The 20,080-nt window shown below is 62.5% G+C and carries 17 protein-coding genes; 6 read left to right on the top strand and 11 right to left on the bottom strand.

What is annotated here, in order from left to right:
* The first annotated feature begins 26 nt into the window (after positions 1–26).
* Entirely contained in the window at positions 27–998 is a 972-nt protein-coding gene (locus B5J99_RS13725; RefSeq protein WP_117352694.1) for a dipeptide epimerase, read from the top strand.
* Positions 999–1,061: 63 nt separating this feature from the next.
* Here B5J99_RS13725 and B5J99_RS13720 read toward each other — a convergent pair whose 3' ends face one another.
* The 6 genes from B5J99_RS13720 to B5J99_RS19575 all read right to left on the bottom strand — a co-directional run bounded on the left by B5J99_RS13720 (position 1,062) and on the right by B5J99_RS19575 (position 6,314).
* Positions 1,062–1,562, bottom strand: a complete 501-nt coding sequence (locus tag B5J99_RS13720) for a pyridoxamine 5'-phosphate oxidase family protein (RefSeq protein WP_054132976.1) — start codon at positions 1,560–1,562, stop codon at positions 1,062–1,064.
* Between the two features lie 144 nt (positions 1,563–1,706).
* A complete protein-coding gene (locus B5J99_RS13715) occupies positions 1,707–2,882 on the bottom strand; it encodes an acetyl-CoA C-acyltransferase (protein WP_054132977.1) in 1,176 nt (391 codons plus the stop codon).
* 51 nt (positions 2,883–2,933) lie between these two features.
* A complete protein-coding gene (locus tag B5J99_RS13710) occupies positions 2,934–3,392 on the bottom strand; it encodes a MaoC family dehydratase (RefSeq protein WP_054132978.1) in 459 nt (152 codons plus the stop codon).
* 191 nt (positions 3,393–3,583) lie between these two features.
* Positions 3,584–4,759, bottom strand: coding sequence for a mechanosensitive ion channel family protein (locus B5J99_RS13705; RefSeq protein ID WP_117352693.1), 1,176 nt, complete (start codon positions 4,757–4,759; stop codon positions 3,584–3,586).
* A 27-nt stretch (positions 4,760–4,786) separates the two neighbouring features.
* Entirely contained in the window at positions 4,787–6,148 is a 1,362-nt protein-coding gene (locus B5J99_RS13700; RefSeq protein ID WP_117353512.1) for a putative O-glycosylation ligase, exosortase A system-associated, read from the bottom strand.
* Complete coding sequence (locus B5J99_RS19575) at positions 6,141–6,314, bottom strand: hypothetical protein (protein WP_156317878.1); 174 nt, start codon at positions 6,312–6,314, stop codon at positions 6,141–6,143. Before B5J99_RS19575 ends, B5J99_RS13700 begins: the two co-directional genes overlap by 8 nt.
* A gap of 122 nt (positions 6,315–6,436) precedes the next feature.
* Between B5J99_RS19575 and B5J99_RS13695 the strand changes: the two genes are divergently transcribed.
* Positions 6,437–7,684: a TIGR04063 family PEP-CTERM/XrtA system glycosyltransferase gene (locus B5J99_RS13695; RefSeq protein WP_117352692.1), complete on the top strand. Its 1,248-nt coding sequence runs from the start codon at positions 6,437–6,439 to the stop codon at positions 7,682–7,684.
* A gap of 28 nt (positions 7,685–7,712) precedes the next feature.
* Entirely contained in the window at positions 7,713–9,035 is a 1,323-nt protein-coding gene (locus B5J99_RS13690) for a hypothetical protein (RefSeq protein WP_117352691.1), read from the top strand.
* A 79-nt stretch (positions 9,036–9,114) separates the two neighbouring features.
* Here B5J99_RS13690 and B5J99_RS13685 read toward each other — a convergent pair whose 3' ends face one another.
* The 4 genes from B5J99_RS13685 to B5J99_RS13670 form a co-directional block, all read right to left on the bottom strand.
* A complete protein-coding gene (locus B5J99_RS13685; protein WP_054132983.1) occupies positions 9,115–9,555 on the bottom strand; it encodes an ExbD/TolR family protein in 441 nt (146 codons plus the stop codon).
* Between the two features lie 55 nt (positions 9,556–9,610).
* Positions 9,611–10,141 carry an ExbD/TolR family protein gene (locus tag B5J99_RS13680; RefSeq protein ID WP_054132984.1) on the bottom strand — a complete coding sequence of 177 codons (531 nt, stop codon included), beginning with the start codon at positions 10,139–10,141 and terminating at the stop codon, positions 9,611–9,613.
* Between the two features lie 187 nt (positions 10,142–10,328).
* On the bottom strand, positions 10,329–11,099 hold the full coding sequence (locus B5J99_RS13675) for a MotA/TolQ/ExbB proton channel family protein (RefSeq protein ID WP_069049916.1): 771 nt from the start codon (positions 11,097–11,099) through the stop codon (positions 10,329–10,331).
* A 97-nt stretch (positions 11,100–11,196) separates the two neighbouring features.
* Entirely contained in the window at positions 11,197–11,859 is a 663-nt protein-coding gene (locus B5J99_RS13670; RefSeq protein WP_054132986.1) for an energy transducer TonB, read from the bottom strand.
* Positions 11,860–12,167: 308 nt separating this feature from the next.
* On the opposite strand from B5J99_RS13670, the gene B5J99_RS13665 reads away from it, so the two are divergent.
* Positions 12,168–12,998 carry a hypothetical protein gene (locus B5J99_RS13665; RefSeq protein ID WP_162892606.1) on the top strand — a complete coding sequence of 277 codons (831 nt, stop codon included), beginning with the start codon at positions 12,168–12,170 and terminating at the stop codon, positions 12,996–12,998.
* A 33-nt stretch (positions 12,999–13,031) separates the two neighbouring features.
* Here the strand turns inward: B5J99_RS13665 and B5J99_RS13660 are convergent, their stop codons facing one another.
* A complete protein-coding gene (locus B5J99_RS13660; protein WP_117352690.1) occupies positions 13,032–15,098 on the bottom strand; it encodes a S9 family peptidase in 2,067 nt (688 codons plus the stop codon).
* A gap of 224 nt (positions 15,099–15,322) precedes the next feature.
* Between B5J99_RS13660 and B5J99_RS13655 the strand changes: the two genes are divergently transcribed.
* Both B5J99_RS13655 and B5J99_RS13650 read left to right on the top strand, forming a co-directional pair.
* Positions 15,323–17,107: an aminopeptidase P family protein gene (locus B5J99_RS13655; protein WP_117353510.1), complete on the top strand. Its 1,785-nt coding sequence runs from the start codon at positions 15,323–15,325 to the stop codon at positions 17,105–17,107.
* Between the two features lie 249 nt (positions 17,108–17,356).
* Entirely contained in the window at positions 17,357–19,963 is a 2,607-nt protein-coding gene (locus B5J99_RS13650) for a TonB-dependent receptor (RefSeq protein ID WP_054132988.1), read from the top strand.
* Positions 19,964–20,080 lie beyond the last annotated feature (117 nt).

Below are 20,080 nucleotides of genomic sequence, written 5' to 3'. Positions count from 1 at the left end.
CTGCCCTTGCCGCCTATCGGGCGCGCATGATCACTCTCAAGACCGTTCGCGTGGAGCATTTCGCCGTTGCCGGCAGCTTCATCATCAGCCGGGGCGCCAAGACCGCGGTCGATGTCGTCTACTGCGAGGTGACCGACGGCACCCATGTCGGCCGCGGCGAAGGTACCCCGATCTATTACGAGGGCGAGACTGCCGAGCTGTGTGCCGAAGCGATCGAGACGCGCGGCCGCCAGAACCGCCCGCTCACCCGCGAAGACCTGCTCAAGACCATGATGGAAGGCGCGGCGCGCAACGCGCTGGATGCTGCGTTGTGGGATCTGGAGGTGCGCGCGACGGGAACGCCGCTGTGGCAGCTGGCGGGCCTCCCCGAACCAAAGCCGCTGGTCACCGCCTACACCATTTCACTCAACGACCCTGAAACGATGAAGATCGATGCCGCCAAGGCCGCGGCGCAGGGATATCCGCTGCTCAAGCTCAAGCTCAACGGCGAGGATGATTTGTTGCGGGTTGCCGCCGTCCGCATCGGCGCGCCGGACGCGCGCCTGATCATCGATGCCAACGAGGCATGGGGCGATGTCAATCTCGAGGAAATGACCGCGGCGCTGAAGAAGCTCGGCGTGGAACTGATCGAGCAACCGGTCGAGGCCGGGCTGGAAGAGGCGCTTGATGGCAGGGTTTCGTCGCTGCCCTTCTGCGCCGACGAAAGCTGTCACGTCGCAGAAGACATCGAACGGGTTGCCGGCCTGTTTCAGGCGGTCAACATCAAGCTGGACAAGGCAGGCGGGCTCACCGAGGCGCTGCGGCTCAGCGAGACTGCCAAGGCCCGAGGGCTCAAGACGATGGTGGGCTGCATGCTGTCCACCAGCCTGGGGATCCATCCGGCGTTCCACCTCGCGCAGACCGCAGACTGGGTCGATCTCGACGGACCGGCGCTGCTGGCGCAAGACCGTGACGGCGGCTTCACCTTTGCCGGCGGCACGATCGGCCTGCCCGGCTGAACGCACAGCCGCCCGCCCGGTCATCCCGGACGAGCGGCTGCGAATGGGATCAGAACAAAACCGTCAGAGCGCGGTTTCGACATGCTTGCCCTGGACATCCTGCGACTTCATCGTCCCGCCGAACATCATCTTGAGCTTGCCCATCAGCGACAGATCGGCCTGCCAGATTTCGATATTGGCCGGGTCGAAACGCAGCATCACCAGATCGGGATCGGACTTGCCCTGCGCGTACCAGGCTTCGACGGTGTTCGACCAGAACTTGTCGATAATGGCCGGGTTGTTGTCGATCGTCAGCATGCCCGAGATGCACGCGAACAGCTTGTGGCCTTCGCCGACATACTGCGCCATCGCGTCGTTGGTCGAGGTCAGGCCTTCGACCAGGCGGCTGGAGCGCGAGCCGTAGAACCAGATCGGGCCGTGGCGGCCATCGAACTGCGCGGTCATCGGCATCGAGTGTGCCACCTGCGCGGGCAGGCCAAGCATCAGGAACGGGCTGCTTTCAAGCGCGCTCCAAAAGGCGTCGAGCGCTTCTGACGTATCGGACTGGGTTGCGGGATCGGACATGGGGAAAGCTCCTGTAGGTTGTACAGGGGGTTACGACTGGAGCTGAATCCCGTTCCAGCCTGCGCGCCCAACCGACCCAACAAAAACCCCGCCCCGGCGTTGAGGCCGAGGCGGGGTCGAATTGTTGCGAACATCGCGTTGAGGTCAGAAGACCTCGAACAGACCGGCAGCGCCCATGCCGCCGCCCACGCACATCGTCACCACGACATACTTCGCACCGCGACGCTTGCCTTCGATCAGCGCGTGGCCGGTGCAGCGGGCGCCGGTCATGCCATACGGGTGGCCGATCGAGATCGAGCCGCCGTTGACGTTGAGCAACTCGTCGGGGATGCCCAGCACGTCCTGGCAGTACAGCACCTGCACCGCGAACGCCTCGTTCAGCTCCCAAAGGCCGATATCGTCCATCTTGAGGCCAAAGCGCTTGAGCAGCTGCGGCACCGCGAACACGGGGCCAATGCCCATCTCATCGGGCTCCGTACCGGCAGCAGCCATGCCGACATAGCGGCCCAAGGGCTGCAGGCCCTTCTGCTCGGCGATCTTGGATTCCATGATCACGCACGACGATGCGCCGTCCGACAGCTGGCTGGCATTGCCCGCGGTGATGTTCATGCCCGGACCCATGACCGGCTGCAGACCCTTCAGGCCCTCGAGCGTGGTGTCGGCGCGGTTGCCTTCGTCCTTGGTCACTTCGACATCGGTCATCGTGACCTCGCCGGTTTCCTTGTTCTTGAACGCCATCTTCGCCTTTACGGGGATGATTTCGTCATCGAACTTGCCGGCAGCCTGCGCGGCAGCAGTGCGCATCTGCGAACGATAGGCATATTCGTCCTGGCGATCGCGGCTGATGTTGTAGCGCTTGGCGACGGTCTCTGCGGTCTGCAGCATCGGCATGTACACGTCGTTGTGCATCGCCAGCAGTTCCGGATCGGGCGCGACGCGCATTTCGGGGGTCTGCACCATCGAGATGGATTCGACGCCGCCAGCAACAACGATGTCCATGCGATCAACGATGATCTGCTTGGCCGCGGTAGCAATCGACATCACGCCCGACGAGCACTGACGGTCGATCGACATGCCGGCAACGGTGACGGGCAGGCCCGCACGCAGCGCGGCAGTGCGGCCGATGGTGTGCTGCACGCCCTGCTGAAGCGCAGCGCCATAAACGACATCGTCGACTTCGCCGCCTTCGATGCCGGCGCGCTCGACGGCGGCGCGGATCGAATGCGCGGCCAGCGTCGGCGACGGGGTGGCGTTGAACCCGCCGCGATAGGCCTTGCCGATCGGCGTACGGGCGGTGGAAACGATAACTGCATCACGCATGAATATTCTCCCTTGTCTGGCGGTGGGCGATGGTCGCCTGCCGCCAATCAATCACACAAAAAACTGGCTGATCCACTCGGCCATCACGGCGGGCTTGTCCTCGCCTTCGATCTCGACGGTGAATTCGAGCGTCTGCTGCCACTGGCCGGGGCGCTTTTCCTCCAGCTCGAGCAGCTTGAAATGGCCGCGGACCTTCTTGCCCGAGCGCACCGGTGCCAGGAAGCGAACCTTGTTGCCGCCATAGTTGACGCCCATCTTAACGCCCTCGACGCGGGGGCAATCGGACTTGGCCATCAGCACCGGGAACAGCGACAGGGTGAGAAAACCGTGCGCGATCGTGCCGCCGAACGGCGTCATCTTGGCCATCTCCTCGTTCACGTGAATGAACTGGTGGTCGCCGGTGGCATCGGCAAACTTGTTGATCATCTCTTGGTCAACCAGCAGCCATTCGGATGTACCCAGGGTCTCTCCGACCTTGCCCTGCATTTCCTGCGCAGAAATTGCGTTCATATTTGCTCTCCTGTCGATGGTCCGGCGATTGCCCTGACGGCAAGCTGCCAGATGGAACTGGCGTCTTTTGGCGCTTTTCCGGGGCCGACACAAGGGCTGAGCGCACGCCGCTACGGCATCGGCATTGCGCACCGCGCTTTACGCGAACGGAAACGTCACAACAGCCAGCGACTCGGTCGCCGGCAAGCGCCCTAGCGGTGGTCTTCCGCCGCGAGCGAATAACCGCCCTCGGGATAGGGCAGCACGAATCGGCCATCGGGCGCAGCGGTGAAGCTGGTCTGGGTCGGATAGGCGAATTCGAGCCCTTCGGCGTTGAATCGCTCAAGAATCGAAAGCCCGATGCGATGGCGCGCTTCGAACACCACCTCGAAATCGCTGCTCATCACGTCGAAATCGAGCTCGAAATCGATCGAGCTCGCGCCGAAGCCGACAAAACCGCAGCGGACGAACACGCCGCTGCCCTGCTCCACGATCTCGCGCAGCATGGCGGGGACCAGCCGGGCGCGGTCGGGCGGGGTCTGGTACACCAGACCGATCATGTAGCGCGTGCGGCGGCGGTTGAGCCGGGTATAGTTGATGATCTGCTTGGACAGAAGATTGGTGTTCGAGATGATGATCTCTTCACCCGTCACCGAACGCAGCCGCGCGCTCTTGAGGCCGATTTTCTCTACCGTAGCGGTGGTGGTGTCGAATCCGATCGTCTCCCCGCGCTTGAACGGCTTGTCGAAGATGATCGACAGCGCGGCGAACAGATCCGAGAAGATTCCCTGCGCGGCCAGACCGATGGCGATACCACCGATACCCAGACCGGCGATCAGGCCGGTGACGTTGACGCCCAGATTGTCGAGCACCATGATCGAGGCGATCGCAAACAGCACCACCGTCACCAGCAGGCGGATCAGCGACATGGCGTTAGCGAGCGTTTCGCTGCCGGCATCGTCGCTGACCGTCGCGCGGCGTTCGATCATTCCCAGGATGATCTCGCGGGCCCAGATGGCGACCTGGAATACCGAGGCCACCGTGAACAGGAAGCTCACCACCTGCACGATACCGGCAGGCGCCTCGGAAAAGCCGACGACCAGCCGCGCCGAGACCATGATCAGGAAATACTGCTTGGTCTTCGACAATGTCCGCGCGACGATGGCTGCGACCGATAATCTGTCGTCCTGACGCTCGGCATAGATCCGCGCGTGTCGCTGCAGAAAGGCCAGCGCCAGATAGATGGCGGTGCCGACACCTGCGGCGATCGCGATCTCGACGGAATGGGCGCTGATCCAGGCCCAAAGTCCATTGAGTTTCTGCTCGACTTCAGCAGCGGAAAGCGGTTCAGGCAGGACGGGCCCTGGCTCGGCGGTCGGTTTGGTCATCCGCGCCAGTTAGGCAGCCAAAGCTCTTCATGCAACCCATGCAGCGGCTTTGCTGTCGGCCAGGGGACGAAAGGCGGCTTCCTTGCGACGGCGCGCGGTATAGGTGTCCAGCCCGATCTGCAGCGCGATCAGCATGTAGATGAACGGCTGGAAAGCGATCCCCACGAACAGCGAGCCCACCATGTAGATGATCTGCCCGTTCTGTAGCGCCAAAGCGAGCGGGGCCACCCACGCCTCGTCGGGCCGGTTGCGCTTGCGGTGCAGGCGCTGCACCACCTCCATCCGCCAGATACCCCCCAGATGGATGATCAGCCACATCGCAAGCCCGGGAAAGCCCTGCTCGCCCAGCATCTCGAAATAGCTCGAATGATAGGCGCGGCCGGAATCGGTGACCTCGTTCTTCTCGATCTGGGTGTTGGGGCCATCCCCCTTGGCAGCGATGGTGTCGAACTTCACCTTGTTCTGCAGATACGCCTCGAAACCACCGCCCATGGGGTTGGATTTCACGTAGTTCCACGTCCACGCCCACACCGCCACGCGCGTCGATGCGGACTGGTCGGCCTGATATTCGCCGATCGTCGCCATGCGGTTGCTGTAGCTTTGCGGCAGGAACGGAATGGCCATCACCGCCGCTGCTGCCAGCAGGCCCGCATACAGGAAGCGATGCCGCACGAAGCGCAGCAGCAGGACTGCTAGCACGCCGATGCACACCAGGCCGGTGCGCGCCTGTGTCCCCACCGGGATCAACAGGCAGGCGAAGATCAGCGCATAGGCAAACCCCTTGACCCGCCAGTCGGGCGGAAACACCGTTCCGTACCTGGCCAGCCACAGGATCAGCGGAATGATGCAGATCGCCACGGTCGAGATGATAGAGCCTTCATACAGCCCGCTGTTGTCGTCGATCAGCAGCCGCATCACGCCATATCCGCCGCCCCCGGATGCCAGTGTCTTGATCCCGCCCGTGATGATGATCGAGCTGGCACACACCACCATCATCAGCGCCAGCGATTCGATCCGGAGCTTGGTGCGCAGCGTGAGCGGCAGGAACATCGCAAACACCAGAGCCTTCCACACCCAGCCCCATTTGCCTTCCGCCTCGATCGGGAAATCGGCGACGCTGGTGGTATAGGCGCAATAGGCGAACAGCAGCGCCATCACGCCCTGGCGGAACGAGACGCGCATGTCCTTCTTGTCGTCGGCGATCATCCAGCCAAGAAACGCGAGCCCGAACACGATCAGCGACACCGGCACCGCGTTGAGCATCCAGTAGCTCAGCCGCTGCGGCGCGACGATATCGACATAGGCATAGGCGAGCACGAAGATGAACGGGCGTTTGAACCCGAGTGCCAGAAACGCCACGAGAAATCCGACAAAGGCAAGATCACGCATCGGCATCGCCCTTGCGCGCGGTGGGCTGGCTGCGGCTGAAGAAGCCGCTGGACGATTCGTCCTTTGCCGGGGGGTCTTCCTTGTCGAGATCCGCGCGCCACACAAGGCGCCACGCCGCGAGAGCGACAAGCAGGTGAGAGACCGCAATGGCAAAATTATCGACCATTCAAATCGGTCCCGTCGCCGCTGTTGCGCAGGCGACTATGCACCGGGCGCATCCAAGTCTAAAGCCATAACCGCAATGGGTTGACGCGGCGTTAAACCTTTTGCGCCATAGGTTTGGCGGCCATGACCCGGATACTCCACATCCTCGACCACAGCCTGCCGCTGCACAGCGGCTATGCTTTCCGTACCCGTGCCATCCTCAAGGCCCAGCAACGCCTGGGGCTGGAGGTGCGCGGCGTCACCAGCGTGCGCCACCAGGCTTCGCTGCCCAAGGATGCCGTGGTCGACGCGGTCGAGGTGCATGACGGGCTGACCTTCCACCGCACGATGGAGAGCATATCGGGACCGCCGGGGTTGCGCGAATGGCGCGACATCGCCGCGCTTGCCCGCGCGACCGAGGCGGCCTGCGCGATCTGGAAGCCCGACATCCTGCACGCGCATTCGCCTGCACTCGACGGGCTGGCCGCTTTGCGGGTCGGGCGCAAGCTCGGTCTTCCTGTGCTGTACGAGATCCGCGCCTTCTGGGAGGATGCCGCCGTGGGCAACGGCACCGGCAGTCCGGGGTCTGCGAAATACTGGCTGACGCGGCAGATGGAGAACCGGGCGGTGGCCGGCGCGGATGCGGTGGCAGTGATCTGCGAGGGCCTGCGCACCGACCTGATCGGCCGCGGCTTTCCCGCATCCAAGATCATGGTATCGCCCAACGGCGTCGACATGGAGATGTTCGGCAACCCTGTCCCTGCCGATCCGGAGCGCGCAAAGGCGCTGGGGCTGGCGGGCAAGACCGTGATCGGCTTTATCGGCAGCTACTATCCGTACGAGGGGCTGGATGATCTGATCGCGGCGATGCCGCTGCTGCTGGAACGCAATCCCGATATCCGGCTGCTGCTTGTGGGCGGCGGCCCGGCAGAAGCGGCGCTGCAGGCACAGGCAGCCGCCTCGCCCGCGGCGCATGCGATCTGCTTTGCCGGGCGCGTGCCGCATCACGATGTCGAGCAGTATTACAGCCTTATCGATATTCTGGTCTATCCACGCAAGGCCATGCGCCTCACCGAAACGGTCACCCCGCTCAAGCCGCTCGAAGCGATGGCGCAGGGGCGGCTGGTGGCAGCGTCCAATGTCGGAGGTCATCGCGAGCTGATCACCGATGGCGTAACTGGAACGCTGTTCGCTGCCGACGATCCGGCAGCCATCGCGCGGTCGCTCGCCGATCTGGTCGCAGCACGCGACGGCTGGGATGCCCGGCGCGAGGCGGCGCGGGCCTTTGTCGCCGAGGAGCGCAACTGGGCACGCAACGTTGAGCGTTATCAACCCGTTTACCAACGCATGCTAGACCGCCAGGCGGGCGGACGCGTGTACAACGCCGCCTGACCAGGGCGCAGTGACAGGTTTAACGACGATGGCCGAAACGCGAGACGAAGAGACAGGAGAAGCGGAGGGCGCGGTAGCTGCCGTGCCTGTGCGCTATCCTGCCGCGATCGCGGTCGGCGGCGGACTGGCAGCAGCCGTGGGCAGCAGCTTCATTCCGATGAACGCGATCGAGGGCTTTGTCAGCGCCTATGGCATTGCCGAACTTTTGCCCGCTGCTGCGCCCCCCCTGGGAAATACCGCCCGGCTGGCGCTGAGCACCGGAATAGGAACTTTGACCGCAGGAGCGCTGCTCGCGCTGCTGCCGCGCGGGGAGACCGACATTATGGGTTTTGAAACTGCCGTGAAGAGCGATCCGGCGCAGTCCGGGTCATCCGAAGATGCGGCTGCATCGGCCAGCCGCTCGGGCACATCCCGCCTCGCCGGATGGCTGCGGACCCTGCGCTTTGGCAAGAGCGAAGCGGCAGAGGACGAGGTTTCCGATTTCGCGGACTTGAAGCGCCTACGGATCCGCAATGCCGACCAGCATCCCGATGCGCCAGTGCGCGCGCCGATCATGGCCAGCAGCGATCTCGACGCCGAGGTCACGAGCGAACCTGACATGGCGTTGCCAGCGGCCGCCAGCGCACAGTCGGCTGAGAGCAATCCCGAACCAATGCCGCTCGACCTCGACGCCAGCATGGCGTTTGCACCCCCGGCATCTGCCGAGCCCGCTCCGGCAGAACCAGCGCCTGCACCTTCTTTCCGTTTTGCGCCTGCTCTGGCAGAGCCGGAAGCGGAAGAAGACGGGCAGGACCCCTGGGAGGCTGTGGCCCCTGAGCCGGTGCAGCCAGAGGACCAGCAGGCCAAGATACACGCCGAACACGTTCACCAGCATGCCGCCGAACCGGCGACCGCTGACTATGATCAACTCGGTATCGCCGAACTGCTCGACCGGCTTGAGCGGGGCCTGGCCAGGCGCCGCGACACCGCGATGGCATCGGCCGTGCCTGCAGGACGCGTCGTTGCGCTCACCATGGCAGCGAACCCGACCAGCGGCATCGAACCCGTGGTGACGAGCGATGCAGACCCACGCTTCGGCATCCGCCGCGGTACGGAGATCACCGAACACGCAATCGAACCGCTGGCCGACAAAGCGCTTGCTGATGCCACAGCGGCTCCAAGCGACTGGAGCGATACTGTTGCCGAGCCAGCCGCAGAGGCGCCTGGGGACATCGCATCCGAGATCGACGCCGACCATGGCGATCCGGAAACGGATGCTCAGGAAGCAGCGGTCGATGACGACATGGATGCAGCTTTGCGCGATGCGCTTGCAACGCTGCGCCAGCTTTCGGACCGGCAGCGCAACATCTGACAGCATCCGGGACACAAAAAGAGGGCGGCGTATCGCTACGCCGCCCTCTTTTTTTGTTACCATCAAAGGCGTTGGCGAATTACTTGCCAGGTGCCTTCTGGAACGAACCGTACTGCTCGTTGCCGACGAAGCCGAGCTTCGTGACGCCGCTGCGCTTGATCACCACGAGAACCTCGTCGACGATCTGATAGCGTGCGCGTGCATCGGGCTGGAACTGCAGTTCAGGCTCAGGGTCCATATTGCGGGTCTGGGCGAGAATGCCAGCAAGCTGCGCCTGCGATACCGGCGTACCATTCCACGAAATGGTGTCGTTGGTATCGACGATCAGCTTGTTCTTGACCGGCTCGACAACCACGTCCTGCGGCGGGCTGTCCTGCGGCAGGTCGATCTTTACCGCATGGGTCTGAACCGGGATGGTGATGATGAACATGATGAGGAGAACGAGCATGACGTCGATCAACGGCGTCGTGTTCATTTCCATCATCGGCTCGCCATCATCGCTGCCGCCACTCATTGCCATATCAAGCTACTCCCAAATTTCTGTAGTGGAGGCCGTCATCGCGTGACGGCCTCTATCAAACTGCCGTCAGGTCGATCGGCGAAGAGATGAAGCCGACCTTGGCAAACCCGGCACGCTGCATCGTGAAGATCGCGCCGCCAATGCACCTGTAGGGAGCATTGATGTCGCCGCGGATATGCACTTCGGGAAGATCTTCTTCCTCCAGGTTTTCGACGCCACCAGCAGCTTCGATGATCGATTCAAGCCGCTTGACCGCGATTTCCTGCAGTTCGACATTGTCGACCGGGGTGACGTTCACATAGACCCGGCATTCGCCGTTCGGGCTTGCACCTGCAAAGCCATCGTCGCCGGGGCTCAGGCCGCTGGCGTCGGTGGTCGTCACGGACAGAAGGATGTTTTCTGCCTTGGTTTCGGTCGGCTCGAATTCGATAACCGGAATGGTCAGGTCGTCCACGGTCTGGATAACCACCGGAATCGCGATCAGGAAGATGATGAGAAGCACCAGCATGACGTCCACAAGCGGCGTCGTGTTGATGTCAGACATCGGCTTTTCCTTGCCGCCGTCGCCTCCAACGCTCATTGCCATCGCAATAAATCCTATTCTCTACTTACCGAGCCATGTGGCCGCGGATTGGTTTTGCGCTATCGCGCAGCAGTCTTGAGCATGTCGGCATCGGAAAGCCCAGTGCAGCCATGAAAGCCCGCCTTGGGTGCCGACACCATCAGCCGGCGGGAGCCCTGTTAAGGCCTGCCGCCGGCGTGATGAACGTCTCTTACTTCTTGATCGGTGCAGCAGCGACCGGAGCAGCAGGCTTGCCAGCAGGAACCGGCTTGCCAGGTGCTGCGGGGATCACTGCGCCATTCGATGCCATGTAGCCGAGCACGTCGGTCGAAAAGGCGCTGAGCTGCGCAGCGATCTGCTTGTTGCGAGCCTGCAGCCAGTTGTACGCAAGCACGGCGGGAACCGCAACGCCCAGACCCAGTGCGGTCATGATCAGTGCTTCACCAACCGGACCTGCAACCTGGTCGATCGATGCCGAACCCGAGATGCCGATCTTGATCAGTGCGCGGTAGATACCGATAACGGTACCGAACAGACCGATGAACGGCGAGGTCGCACCCACGGTTGCCAGGAACGGCAGGCCGCCTGCGAGCTTGGCGTTGATCGCTGCTTCCGAGCGACCCAGCGAACCGTGCAGCCAGTCATGGGCTTCGACGGGATCGGTCAGCTTGGCATGCTCTTCCTGAGCCTTGATGCCGTCGTCGACGATCTGGCGATACGCGGTGTTCTTCTCGAGCTTGGCGGCACCTTCCTTGATGCTGCCTGCACGCCAGAACGTGTCACGGACCTTCTGGCCCTGCGACAGGACCTTCTGCTGTTCGAACAGCTTGGTGAACAGGATGAAGAACGAACCGAACGACATGATACCCAGAATGCCGACGGTCGCATAGGCGATGACACCGCCCTGTTCGAGTGCTTCCATAAAACCGAAAGCGTTTTTCGGCGCCTCGGCTCCAGCCGCAGCAAGCATTTCAATCAACATCAAAACTTCCTCTCAGAAAATGTATAGAGCGCCGTTACAAAACCGGTGCGTCTAAAAACCAAAACCCAATCCGCCACAGCGGCATCCAGTCCAAAGATTACTTCGGGATTTCCCAGCGAACCGCGTTCGAATAGGTGTCCGAAATCGCATTGCCTGCCGCGTCGAGAGCGGGCTTGAAGCGCGCCCTGCGAGTGACATTCTTGCAGGTCGCCTCGTCAAGATCGGCATGGCCGCTTGAACCGGTGATCTGGCAATCCGTGACACGTCCATCGGGGCCGATCGAAACGCGGAACCGGGTGGTCCCTGCACGCTCTTCACGCAGTGCCCGTGCCGGATAGTCGTTCGGCGTAGCCCAGCTGCCCGGGTTACCACGAGGCGACGCACCCGAAGCCTTGGAAGGCGCCGGCGGCGGAGCCGGCGGTGCAGGCGGCGGAGCAACAATCGGCGTCGGATTGAAGATCGGCGGCGGTGTGTTGGTGGTGGTTATGGTCGGCGCCGAAGTCGGCGGAGTACGCACGATCGGCGGTGGGGTTACCACTGGCGGCGGCGTAATCGGCTGGTCCGGCGGCGGTGGTGGCGGCTCTTCAGGCTCGATCACCTCTTCTTCAACGTCGACGACGTTAAGCTTTTCCGCGACCGATTTGACCGCGCTATATGCAAGTCCCGTCACCAGGGCGTAGATCACAACGATGTGAATCAGCGCCACGACAACGAGGGAAACTATCTTGTTTCCGCTTGCCTGTTGATCAGCATAGGCCATTCAGAAACGACGCTCCTTACCCTTATTAAACCTGTCACCCGGGTAGCGCCTATCATTCAATACGCGACGCCCGGACAAACCAGCCGATGACCGCGGCTGGTGCTTGAAACGCATGAATTGCGGATTGCAACCGATCTGGCCGCCCCGCTGTTCCACCGCTTTTCAGCCTCTGGTTTGTTTTTCTCTTGCCCGAAAGGGGATTTAACGCGCAACTTATCAGCAGGCAATCGCTTAAATGGATTCAGTTTGAATTAACCTTTGAGCCGCGAAAGCCGTCCCTTCCCCCATCCACGCCAGGAGATTGATCGATGCCCCGCGCCCTGACCTGCCTTGCGGTCGCAACAGCGCTTGCAACCGCGGTTTCCCCGGCAATTCCCTTGCATGCGCAAGGTTTTCAGGCGCCCCCCGCGCTGGACTATGTTGCGCTGGCTCGCCTCGCCGACACCGCGCCCGTCGTGCTGAAGGTGCAGGTCAAGAAGGCCACCTTGGTGGAAGCCGCAAGGGCGCCGGACGTTCCCGTCAGCATGGCAAGGCTGTTTGTGGAGGCGGAGGTAATGAATCTCATTCGCGGAAAAGCGGGCGTTTCCGAATCGATTCGCTACCTGGTGGATATTCCGCGTGACGCGCGCGGAAAGGTGCCCAAGCTCAAAAAGGCGCAGTTCCTGCTTTTCGCAAGGCCCGGCACCCGCCCGGGCGAGGTGCAGCTTGTCGCAAAGGACGCGCAGGTCCCCTGGACCCCCGCTGCCGATCAGGAGGTGCGCACGATTGTCACCGAACTGGTCGCGCCCGGCGCGCCACCGGCTATTCGCGGCATCCGCGAGGCTTTGCACGTGCGCGGCAATCTGCAGGGAGAAGGCGAAACCCAGATCTTCCTGGCGACGTCGACCGGTGACCCGGTGTCGATCACGGTGCTGCGCCGTCCCGGCCTTGCCGCGCGTTGGGCGGTATCGCTGACCGAAATCGTCGATGAGGCCGCCGCGCCGCCGCGCAAGGGCACGCTGCTGTGGTACCGTCTCGCCTGCTCGCTGCCCGCGCAGGTCCCTGCCCGCGCGCTGGTGTCCGATACGCCTGCCGACAATGATCTGGCGCGGCGCGACTACAACTTCGTGCTCGAACAGCTGGGGCCGTGCAGGGGATGATCCCCTGCCCGGCCGGCCAGAGCGCTGCGCCGGTTACTTCCCCGCCATCCCCATCTGCCACAGCAGGAAAGCGAATTCCTCGGCGGTTTCCTTGAGCGAATCGAATCGCCCGGACTTGCCGCCATGGCCAGCGCCCATGTTGGTCTTGAGCAGCAGCACATTATCGTCTGTCTTGGTGACACGCAGCTTGGCGACCCATTTGGCCGGCTCCCAATAGGTCACGCGCGGATCGTTGAGACCTGCGGTCACCAGCATCGGCGGATAGGCATGCGCGCCGACATTGTCATAGGGGCTGTACGAGCGCAGCAGATCGAACGCGGCCTTGTCGGTGATCGGGTTGCCCCATTCGGGCCATTCGCCCGGAGTCAGCGGCAAGGTCTCGTCGAGCATGGTGTTGAGCACGTCGACGAACGGCACATGCGCCACCACCGCGCCCCAGAGTTCAGGGTCCGAATTGACAATCGCCCCCATCAGTTCGCCCCCGGCGGAGCCACCGCTGGCGGTGACCTTGCCCTTTGCAGTATAGTCGCGCTCGATCAGGCCCTTGGCGACATCGACAAAGTCGTTGAACGTGTTGGTACGCTTGGTCAGCTTGCCGTCCAGATACCACTGGCGCCCCAGATCGTCGCCGCCGCGGATGTGCGCGATGGCGTAGGCAAATCCGCGATCCACCATGCTCAGCCGGGTGACCGAGAAGCTCGGCGGGATCGCGTAGCCATAGGCGCCATAGGCATAGAGGTGCAGCGGCGCGGTGCCGTCCTGCTTGAAGTCCTTGCGGGTGATGATCGACACCGGGACCTGAGTGCCGTCGCGCGCGGCGATCATGACCCGTTCGGTCTTGTAGTCAGCGGCGTTATAGCCCGAAGGCACTTCCTGCACCTTGAGCACCGTCAGCTTCCCGGTGGCGACATCATAGTCATACACCGTGTCGGGCGTGACCATCGATTCATAGGCGAGCCGCAGCACCTTCATGTCCCATTCGGGATTGTCGCCGAGCGAGGCGGCATAGCTCGCCTCGGGGAATGTGATCGGCGCGGTCTTCGAAGGATCGGCATAATCGCGGATCTCGATCTTATCGAGCCCGTTGCGCCGCCCTTCGATGACATAGAAGTCCTTGAAGGCGGTCATGTCGGTCATGTAGAATTCGTCCGATCCTTCGATCAGCGTGGTCCACGCGCCGGGCGCCTCGATCCGCGCGGTGGCGAGGCGGAAATTGATGTGGCCGTCATTGGTGTGGATGAACAGCGTGCCGTCACGCTCCTCCACCGCATATTCGACACCCTTCTGGCGCGGACGGATCAGGATCGGCTCAGCCTGCGGATCGGCCGCGGGTACCAGCCGCACCTCGCTGGTCTCGTTGTCGCCGGTGGCGATGACGATGTACTTCTCCGACGAGGTCATGCCGATATCGACGCGAAAGCCCTCGTCGGCTTCCTTGTAGAGCTCTACATCGCTCTCGGTTGGGGTCCCCAGCAGGTGCAGCCGGGCATTGTCGGTCCGCCAGTTCTCGTTGGCGAGGCCATAGATCAGCGCTCCCGAATCCGCCCGCCAGATCAGCGACGAAAGCGTGCCGGGGATGATGTCCGGAAGGTCCTTGCCGGTTGTCAGATCCTTGATCCGCGCCTCGAACCGTTCGGAGCCGTCATCGTCGATCGCATAGGCCAGCAGCCTGCCATCGGGGCTGACCGAGAACGCGCCGAGGCGAAAATACTCGGCATCCTTTGCCAGTTCGGTTTCGTCGAGCAGCAGCACCTTGTCGCCGCCCGCCACCGGCTTGCGATACCATTTCTTGTACTGCGCGCCCTTGTCGTATTCGACCCAGTACAGCCAGTCGCCATCCTTCTGCGGAACCGAGGAATCATCCTCCTTGATCCGGCCCTTCATCTCCTGGAACAGCGTTTCGACCAAAGACTCGAGCGGCTTCATCTGCGCTTCGAACCAGCCGTTCTCGGCGTTCAGATAGGCAATCACATCGGCATCGTCGACCTTGGGATAGCCCTCGTCCTTCAGCCAGTGCCACGGGTCCTGGATAGTCACGCCATGGCGTTCGAAGCTGTAGGGCCGCTGCTCGGCGATCGGCGGCTGGGTGGGTTGAGACATGGATGCCCTTTCATTGGCATGAGCGGCAGAAGACAAGGGGATTGCAAACCCCGCGACCGCGCCGATGGCAGCGCAGAGCAAGACAGGTGAAATTCGCAGGCGAAGCGACATGGCAGACCATCTTCCTGTTGTACCACGGTCCGGGACGGACTGGCGCTGGACGCAGTTCATCTCTATCTTGCTGGCCAACCGCTTTTGCAAGGAGTTGCTGCAAGCCTATGCTGATGTCCACCCATGAAGCCCGCCTGGCGGAGCTGCGCGAAGAACTGAAGCGTCAGGGATTGCACGGGTTTGTCGTGCCGATCTGCGACGAGCACATGAGCGAATATATCGGCGGCTATGCCCAGCGGCTGGAATGGCTGACCGGCTTCGGCGGATCGGCGGGGACAGCCGTGGTGCTGGCCGATCGCGCGGCGATCTTCGTCGACGGACGCTATACCATCCAGGTCCGCGATCAGGTCGACGGACGGTTGTACGACTATGTCGGCACCGCGCAGCAATCGGTCGCCGACTGGCTGGGTCAGAACGTCCCCGAAGGCGGCAGGATCGGCTATGATGCGTGGCTGCATACCCGCGACTGGGTGAAGCAGGTGCGCGCACAGATCGGCAAGTCCGGCGCCGAGCTCGTCGCGGTCGAGAACAATCCGGTGGACGCCGTCTGGCACGACCAGCCCGAACGCCCCACCGCAAGTATGAATCCGCACCCCATTGCCTATGCCGGCCGCGAATCCGCCGACAAGCGTGCGGACATTGCGCGCTGGCTGAGCGAACAGGGGCTGGATGCAGCGGTCATCACCGCGCTCGATTCGGTCGCCTGGGTGTTCAATGTGCGCGGCGGCGACATCAGCCACACGCCGGTCACATTGTCCTATGGCGTAGTCCATCAGGACGGCACTGCCGATCTGTATGTTGCACCGGAAAAGGTCAGCGACGCGCTGCGCGCGCATCTGGGCAACCAGGTGGCGCTGCACGCTTATGACGCGTTCGAGGCCGGGCTCGATGCGCTGGGCGGCAAGACCGTGGCGGTCGATCCCGAGCGAGCGGTTGCGGCGATCTTCTCGCGCCTCGAAAGCGCCGGCGCCAAAATCGCCGCACGGCGCGACCCCAGCGTGCTGCCGCGCGCGATGAAGAACGACACCGAGATTGCCGGGCAGCGTGCCGCGCAGGCGCGCGATGGAGCCGCCGTGAGCAACTTCCTGCACTGGCTATCGATCGCAGGGCCCGCAGGCGGCGAAACCGAGCTTTCGGCGGCTGCAAAGCTGCTGTCGTTCCGCGAGCAAACCGGCAAGCTGGTCGACACCTCGTTCGACACGATCTCGGGGGCATCGTCCAACGGCGCGATCTGCCATTACCGGGTCAGCGAGGAAACCAACCTGCCGATCGTCATGGACAGCCTGTATCTCGTCGATTCTGGCGGCCAGTATCTCGACGGCACCACCGATATCACCCGCACCATCGCCATCGGCACCCCGACAGCAGAGATGAAGCGTCGCTTCACCCAGGTGCTCAAGGGCCATATCGCGCTTGCCACGATCCGCTTTCCGCACGGCACCAGCGGCGGCCAACTCGACGCCCTGGCGCGGCAGTATCTGTGGGCGGACGGGGTCGATTACGCGCATGGCACCGGCCATGGCGTGGGCAGCTTCCTTTCGGTGCACGAAGGACCGCAACGCATAGCGGCCTTTGGCGGCCAGGGCGAACCTTTGCGCCCCGGCATGATCTGCTCCAACGAGCCAGGCTATTACAAGGCGGGCGAATTCGGCATCCGCATCGAAAATCTGGTACTGGTCGAGGAGGTGGATATCGACGGCGCAGAACAGCCCATGCTGGGCTTCGAGACGCTGACCTTCGCGCCGATCGACCGCAACGCGATCGAGCCTGGCCTGCTCAGCACCAACGAGCGCGCGTGGATCGACGATTACCATGCCCGCGTGCTGGAAATCGTCGGCCCGCAGCTTCAGGGCGACGCACTCGCCTGGCTCAAAACGGCCTGTGCCAGCCTGGACTGACTGGCCCCGAATTGACGCAATAAGCTTGACGTTAACGGAATGCTGCAGCGCACAATTGCCATAAGCGCAACTGCCGCTGCAGCATAGCCGCTTTTCGTTGCATTTTTATCACGCGACCGCTGGAATCGCGTTCATTTCCCACGCTTTTCGATTGTGGCTCGTGCGCACCAGTCATAAGGACGATCCAAAGCCGAACGGAGCCCGGACCAATCGGGCCGTTTTGTCAGTCACCTTAGGGGAGAACCACCCATGAAAATCACCCACACCCGTATCAAGTCGATTCTGCTTTCGGGCGCCGCCATCGGGACCCTGGCCATGCCGGGCGCCGCGCTTGCACAGGACGTGGCGCAGGAAGATGCGGAAGTCGACAGCAGCGTCATCATCGTGACAGCATCCAAGCGCGAACAGACGCTGCAGGAAGTGCCGATCTCGGTATCGGTGACCAGCGGCGAGACGATCGAGCGCGCTCAGATCCGCGACGTGCTTGACCTGCAGACCGTGGTGCCTTCGCTGCGCGTCAGCCAGCTCCAGACCTCGTCGGCCACCACCTTTATCATCCGCGGCTTCGGTAATGGCGACAACAATTTCGGTATCGAGCCTTCGGTCGGCGTGTTCATCGACGGCGTGTTCCGTTCGCGTTCGGCTTCGGCGATTTCCGACCTCAACCTCATCAGCCGCGTCGAAGTGCTGAGCGGCCCGCAATCGACGCTGTTCGGCAAGAACGCCAGCGCCGGCGTGATCTCGATCGTGACCAAGGAGCCGCAGTACGAATTCGGCGGACAGGTCGAAGCGAGCTACGGCAATTTCAACGCGATCAACCTTCGCGGTGAAGTGACCGGGCCGATTACCGAAAACATCGCTTTCTCGCTCGACGGCACATACCAGAAGCGCGACGGCTTCGGCCGGATCGTCAACCTCAACAACGCCGACATCAACAACCGCGACCGCTGGTCGGTCCGCGGCAACCTGCTGATCGAACCCACCTCCGACATCAAGATTCGCCTGATTGCGGACTATTCGAAGATCGATGAAAGCTGCTGCCAGACCAGCAACGTCATCGTCGGCCCGATCACGGCCGGTGCGGTCGGCGGAATCGGCGGCCGGTTCCCCACCGACTTCTTCAGCTTCGACAATTTCGTCAATGCTGTGCCGTTCAACCGCAACGAGAACTACGGCTTCTCCGGTCAGGTCGACTGGTCGCTTGGCGCGTTCAGCCTGACCTCGATCACCGCCTATCGTGAGTTGACCAACGCCTTCACGCAGGATGTCGACTTTACCAGCGCTGACATCACCGCCGAGACCCGTGATCAGGCCGTGTCCACCTTCACGCAGGAACTGCGCATCGCGAGCGATTTCGACGGTCCGATCAACTTCCTGCTGGGCGGTTATTATTTCGACGAAAACATCACGCAGGACAGCAATCTGACGATTGGCCGCGACTTCCGCAACTTCGCCGCGTTCCAGGCCGCGCCCGCTGCGCTGGTTCCGCCCGGCGCGACCCCGGCCCAGCGCGTTGCTATCGGCAATGCTGTGCTGAACAACGTCGAGGCAGGTTTGGGTCTGCCGCGCAACAGCATCCTCGGTGGCAATTTCCTGACACAGGAACGTTTTGCGCTCGATAACAAGTCGTGGTCGATTTTCGGCACGGTCGATTTCGAGCCTGTCGATGGCCTCGTGTTCACCGCCGGTTTCAACTATACCGACGACAAGAAGAACTTCGGGATCAACTTTGATGCCCTGGATCCGCTGGCGAGCATCAACTTTGTCGATGCCTTTATCACCGGCGCGACCGGCGGGGCGGTGCGCACCCGTCAGCAGTTCCAGGCACTGCCGGCTGCCAACCAGCAGGCACTGCTCGCTGCGGCGACCAACCCTGCGATCAACACCCTGCTCCCGCTCGGTGTGCTGCAGTTCCAGACGCAGTCGCCCGATGTACCGAACGTGGTCGAAGATGGCCGTACCCGTGATGACAAATTCACGTACCTGTTGCGGGCCGCCTATCAGATCTCGGACGAGATCAACGTCTATGCCAGCTACGCCACCGGCTTCAAGGCGAGCTCGGTGAACCTGTCGCGCGATAGCCGTCCGCTGTCGACCGACTTCATTCCTGGCCCTGGCCCTGCAGGACGCGGGTCGTCCTTTGCTGCGCCATCATCGCCGCTCACCAATGCCGGTCTGAACACGCCGAACCTGTCGACCGGAACCCGCTTTGCCGGGCCGGAAGAAGCCGAGGTCTATGAAATCGGCATGAAGGCGCAGTGGGACGGATTTGGTGTCAACCTCGCGCTGTTCGATCAGACGATCCAGGGCTTCCAGAGCTTCCTGTTCACTGGGCTTGGCTTCGGTCTCGCCAATGCAGGCCAGCAGTCGGTCAAGGGCTTCGAACTCGACACCACGGTCCAACCGTCTGAAGCGCTGGTGTTCACGTTTGCTGCGACCTATCTCGACGCCAAGTACGACGATTTCAGCACTGGTCCGCTGGGAGATCTGTCCGGTCGGCGTCCTGGCGGTATTCCGGAATGGAGCCTCCGGACATCGGTCACGCACACCCACGAGTTCGGCGACAGCGGCACCAGGCTGATCAGCCGCCTGGATTACAGCCACGAAAGCAACGTCAATATTCTCGACGGGATCGCAGGCTTCAACGCCAACCAGTTCCGCCGCGAAGTCAATCTGGTCAATGGCTCGATGACCTTGCAGCTCAACAACGGTATCGAAGTCGGTGCTTTTGCCCGCAACCTGCTGGACCAGCAGTTCATTCTGACGGTCTTCCCGGGCGTTGCACAGGCCGGCACCGTGTCGGGCTATCCCAACGCACCGCGCACTTTCGGCGGCCTTGTTCGCTTCAAGTTCTGATACATCTTACAGTTGACCGGGCTTGGTCACAGTCCTTGCGGCGATAGAAACGCAAGCGGTTGAAAACAGGGATATAGGGGGGCTTTACGCCCCCCTTTTTTTGCGCCAGTTCGCTGG

The sequence above is a fragment of the Blastomonas fulva genome, assembly GCF_003431825.1.
Taxonomy (GTDB): Bacteria; Pseudomonadota; Alphaproteobacteria; order Sphingomonadales; family Sphingomonadaceae; genus Blastomonas; species Blastomonas fulva.
The sequence above is the reverse complement of the archived record's forward strand: the minus strand, read 5'-3'. Positions and strand labels throughout refer to the sequence as shown.

Bases quoted from the DNA above. Each gene is read 5' to 3' on its own strand.
- B5J99_RS13680 (WP_054132984.1), bottom strand. From the start codon at position 10,141: ATGGCAATGAGCGTTGGAGGCGACGGCGGCAAGGAAAAGCCGATGTCT.
- B5J99_RS13685 (WP_054132983.1), bottom strand. From the start codon at position 9,555: ATGGCAATGAGTGGCGGCAGCGATGATGGCGAGCCGATGATGGAAATG.
- B5J99_RS13690 (WP_117352691.1), top strand. From the start codon at position 7,713: ATGGCCGAAACGCGAGACGAAGAGACAGGAGAAGCGGAGGGCGCGGTA.
- B5J99_RS13665 (WP_162892606.1), top strand. From the start codon at position 12,168: ATGCCCCGCGCCCTGACCTGCCTTGCGGTCGCAACAGCGCTTGCAACC.
- B5J99_RS13725 (WP_117352694.1), top strand. From the start codon at position 27: ATGATCACTCTCAAGACCGTTCGCGTGGAGCATTTCGCCGTTGCCGGC.
- B5J99_RS13710 (WP_054132978.1), bottom strand. From the start codon at position 3,392: ATGAACGCAATTTCTGCGCAGGAAATGCAGGGCAAGGTCGGAGAGACC.
- B5J99_RS13705 (WP_117352693.1), bottom strand. From the start codon at position 4,759: ATGACCAAACCGACCGCCGAGCCAGGGCCCGTCCTGCCTGAACCGCTT.
- B5J99_RS13655 (WP_117353510.1), top strand. From the start codon at position 15,323: ATGTCCACCCATGAAGCCCGCCTGGCGGAGCTGCGCGAAGAACTGAAG.
- B5J99_RS13700 (WP_117353512.1), bottom strand. From the start codon at position 6,148: ATGCGTGATCTTGCCTTTGTCGGATTTCTCGTGGCGTTTCTGGCACTC.
- B5J99_RS13670 (WP_054132986.1), bottom strand. From the start codon at position 11,859: ATGGCCTATGCTGATCAACAGGCAAGCGGAAACAAGATAGTTTCCCTC.
- B5J99_RS13720 (WP_054132976.1), bottom strand. From the start codon at position 1,562: ATGTCCGATCCCGCAACCCAGTCCGATACGTCAGAAGCGCTCGACGCC.
- B5J99_RS13675 (WP_069049916.1), bottom strand. From the start codon at position 11,099: ATGTTGATTGAAATGCTTGCTGCGGCTGGAGCCGAGGCGCCGAAAAAC.
- B5J99_RS13660 (WP_117352690.1), bottom strand. From the start codon at position 15,098: ATGTCTCAACCCACCCAGCCGCCGATCGCCGAGCAGCGGCCCTACAGC.
- B5J99_RS13695 (WP_117352692.1), top strand. From the start codon at position 6,437: ATGACCCGGATACTCCACATCCTCGACCACAGCCTGCCGCTGCACAGC.
- B5J99_RS13650 (WP_054132988.1), top strand. From the start codon at position 17,357: ATGAAAATCACCCACACCCGTATCAAGTCGATTCTGCTTTCGGGCGCC.
- B5J99_RS19575 (WP_156317878.1), bottom strand. From the start codon at position 6,314: ATGGTCGATAATTTTGCCATTGCGGTCTCTCACCTGCTTGTCGCTCTC.
- B5J99_RS13715 (WP_054132977.1), bottom strand. From the start codon at position 2,882: ATGCGTGATGCAGTTATCGTTTCCACCGCCCGTACGCCGATCGGCAAG.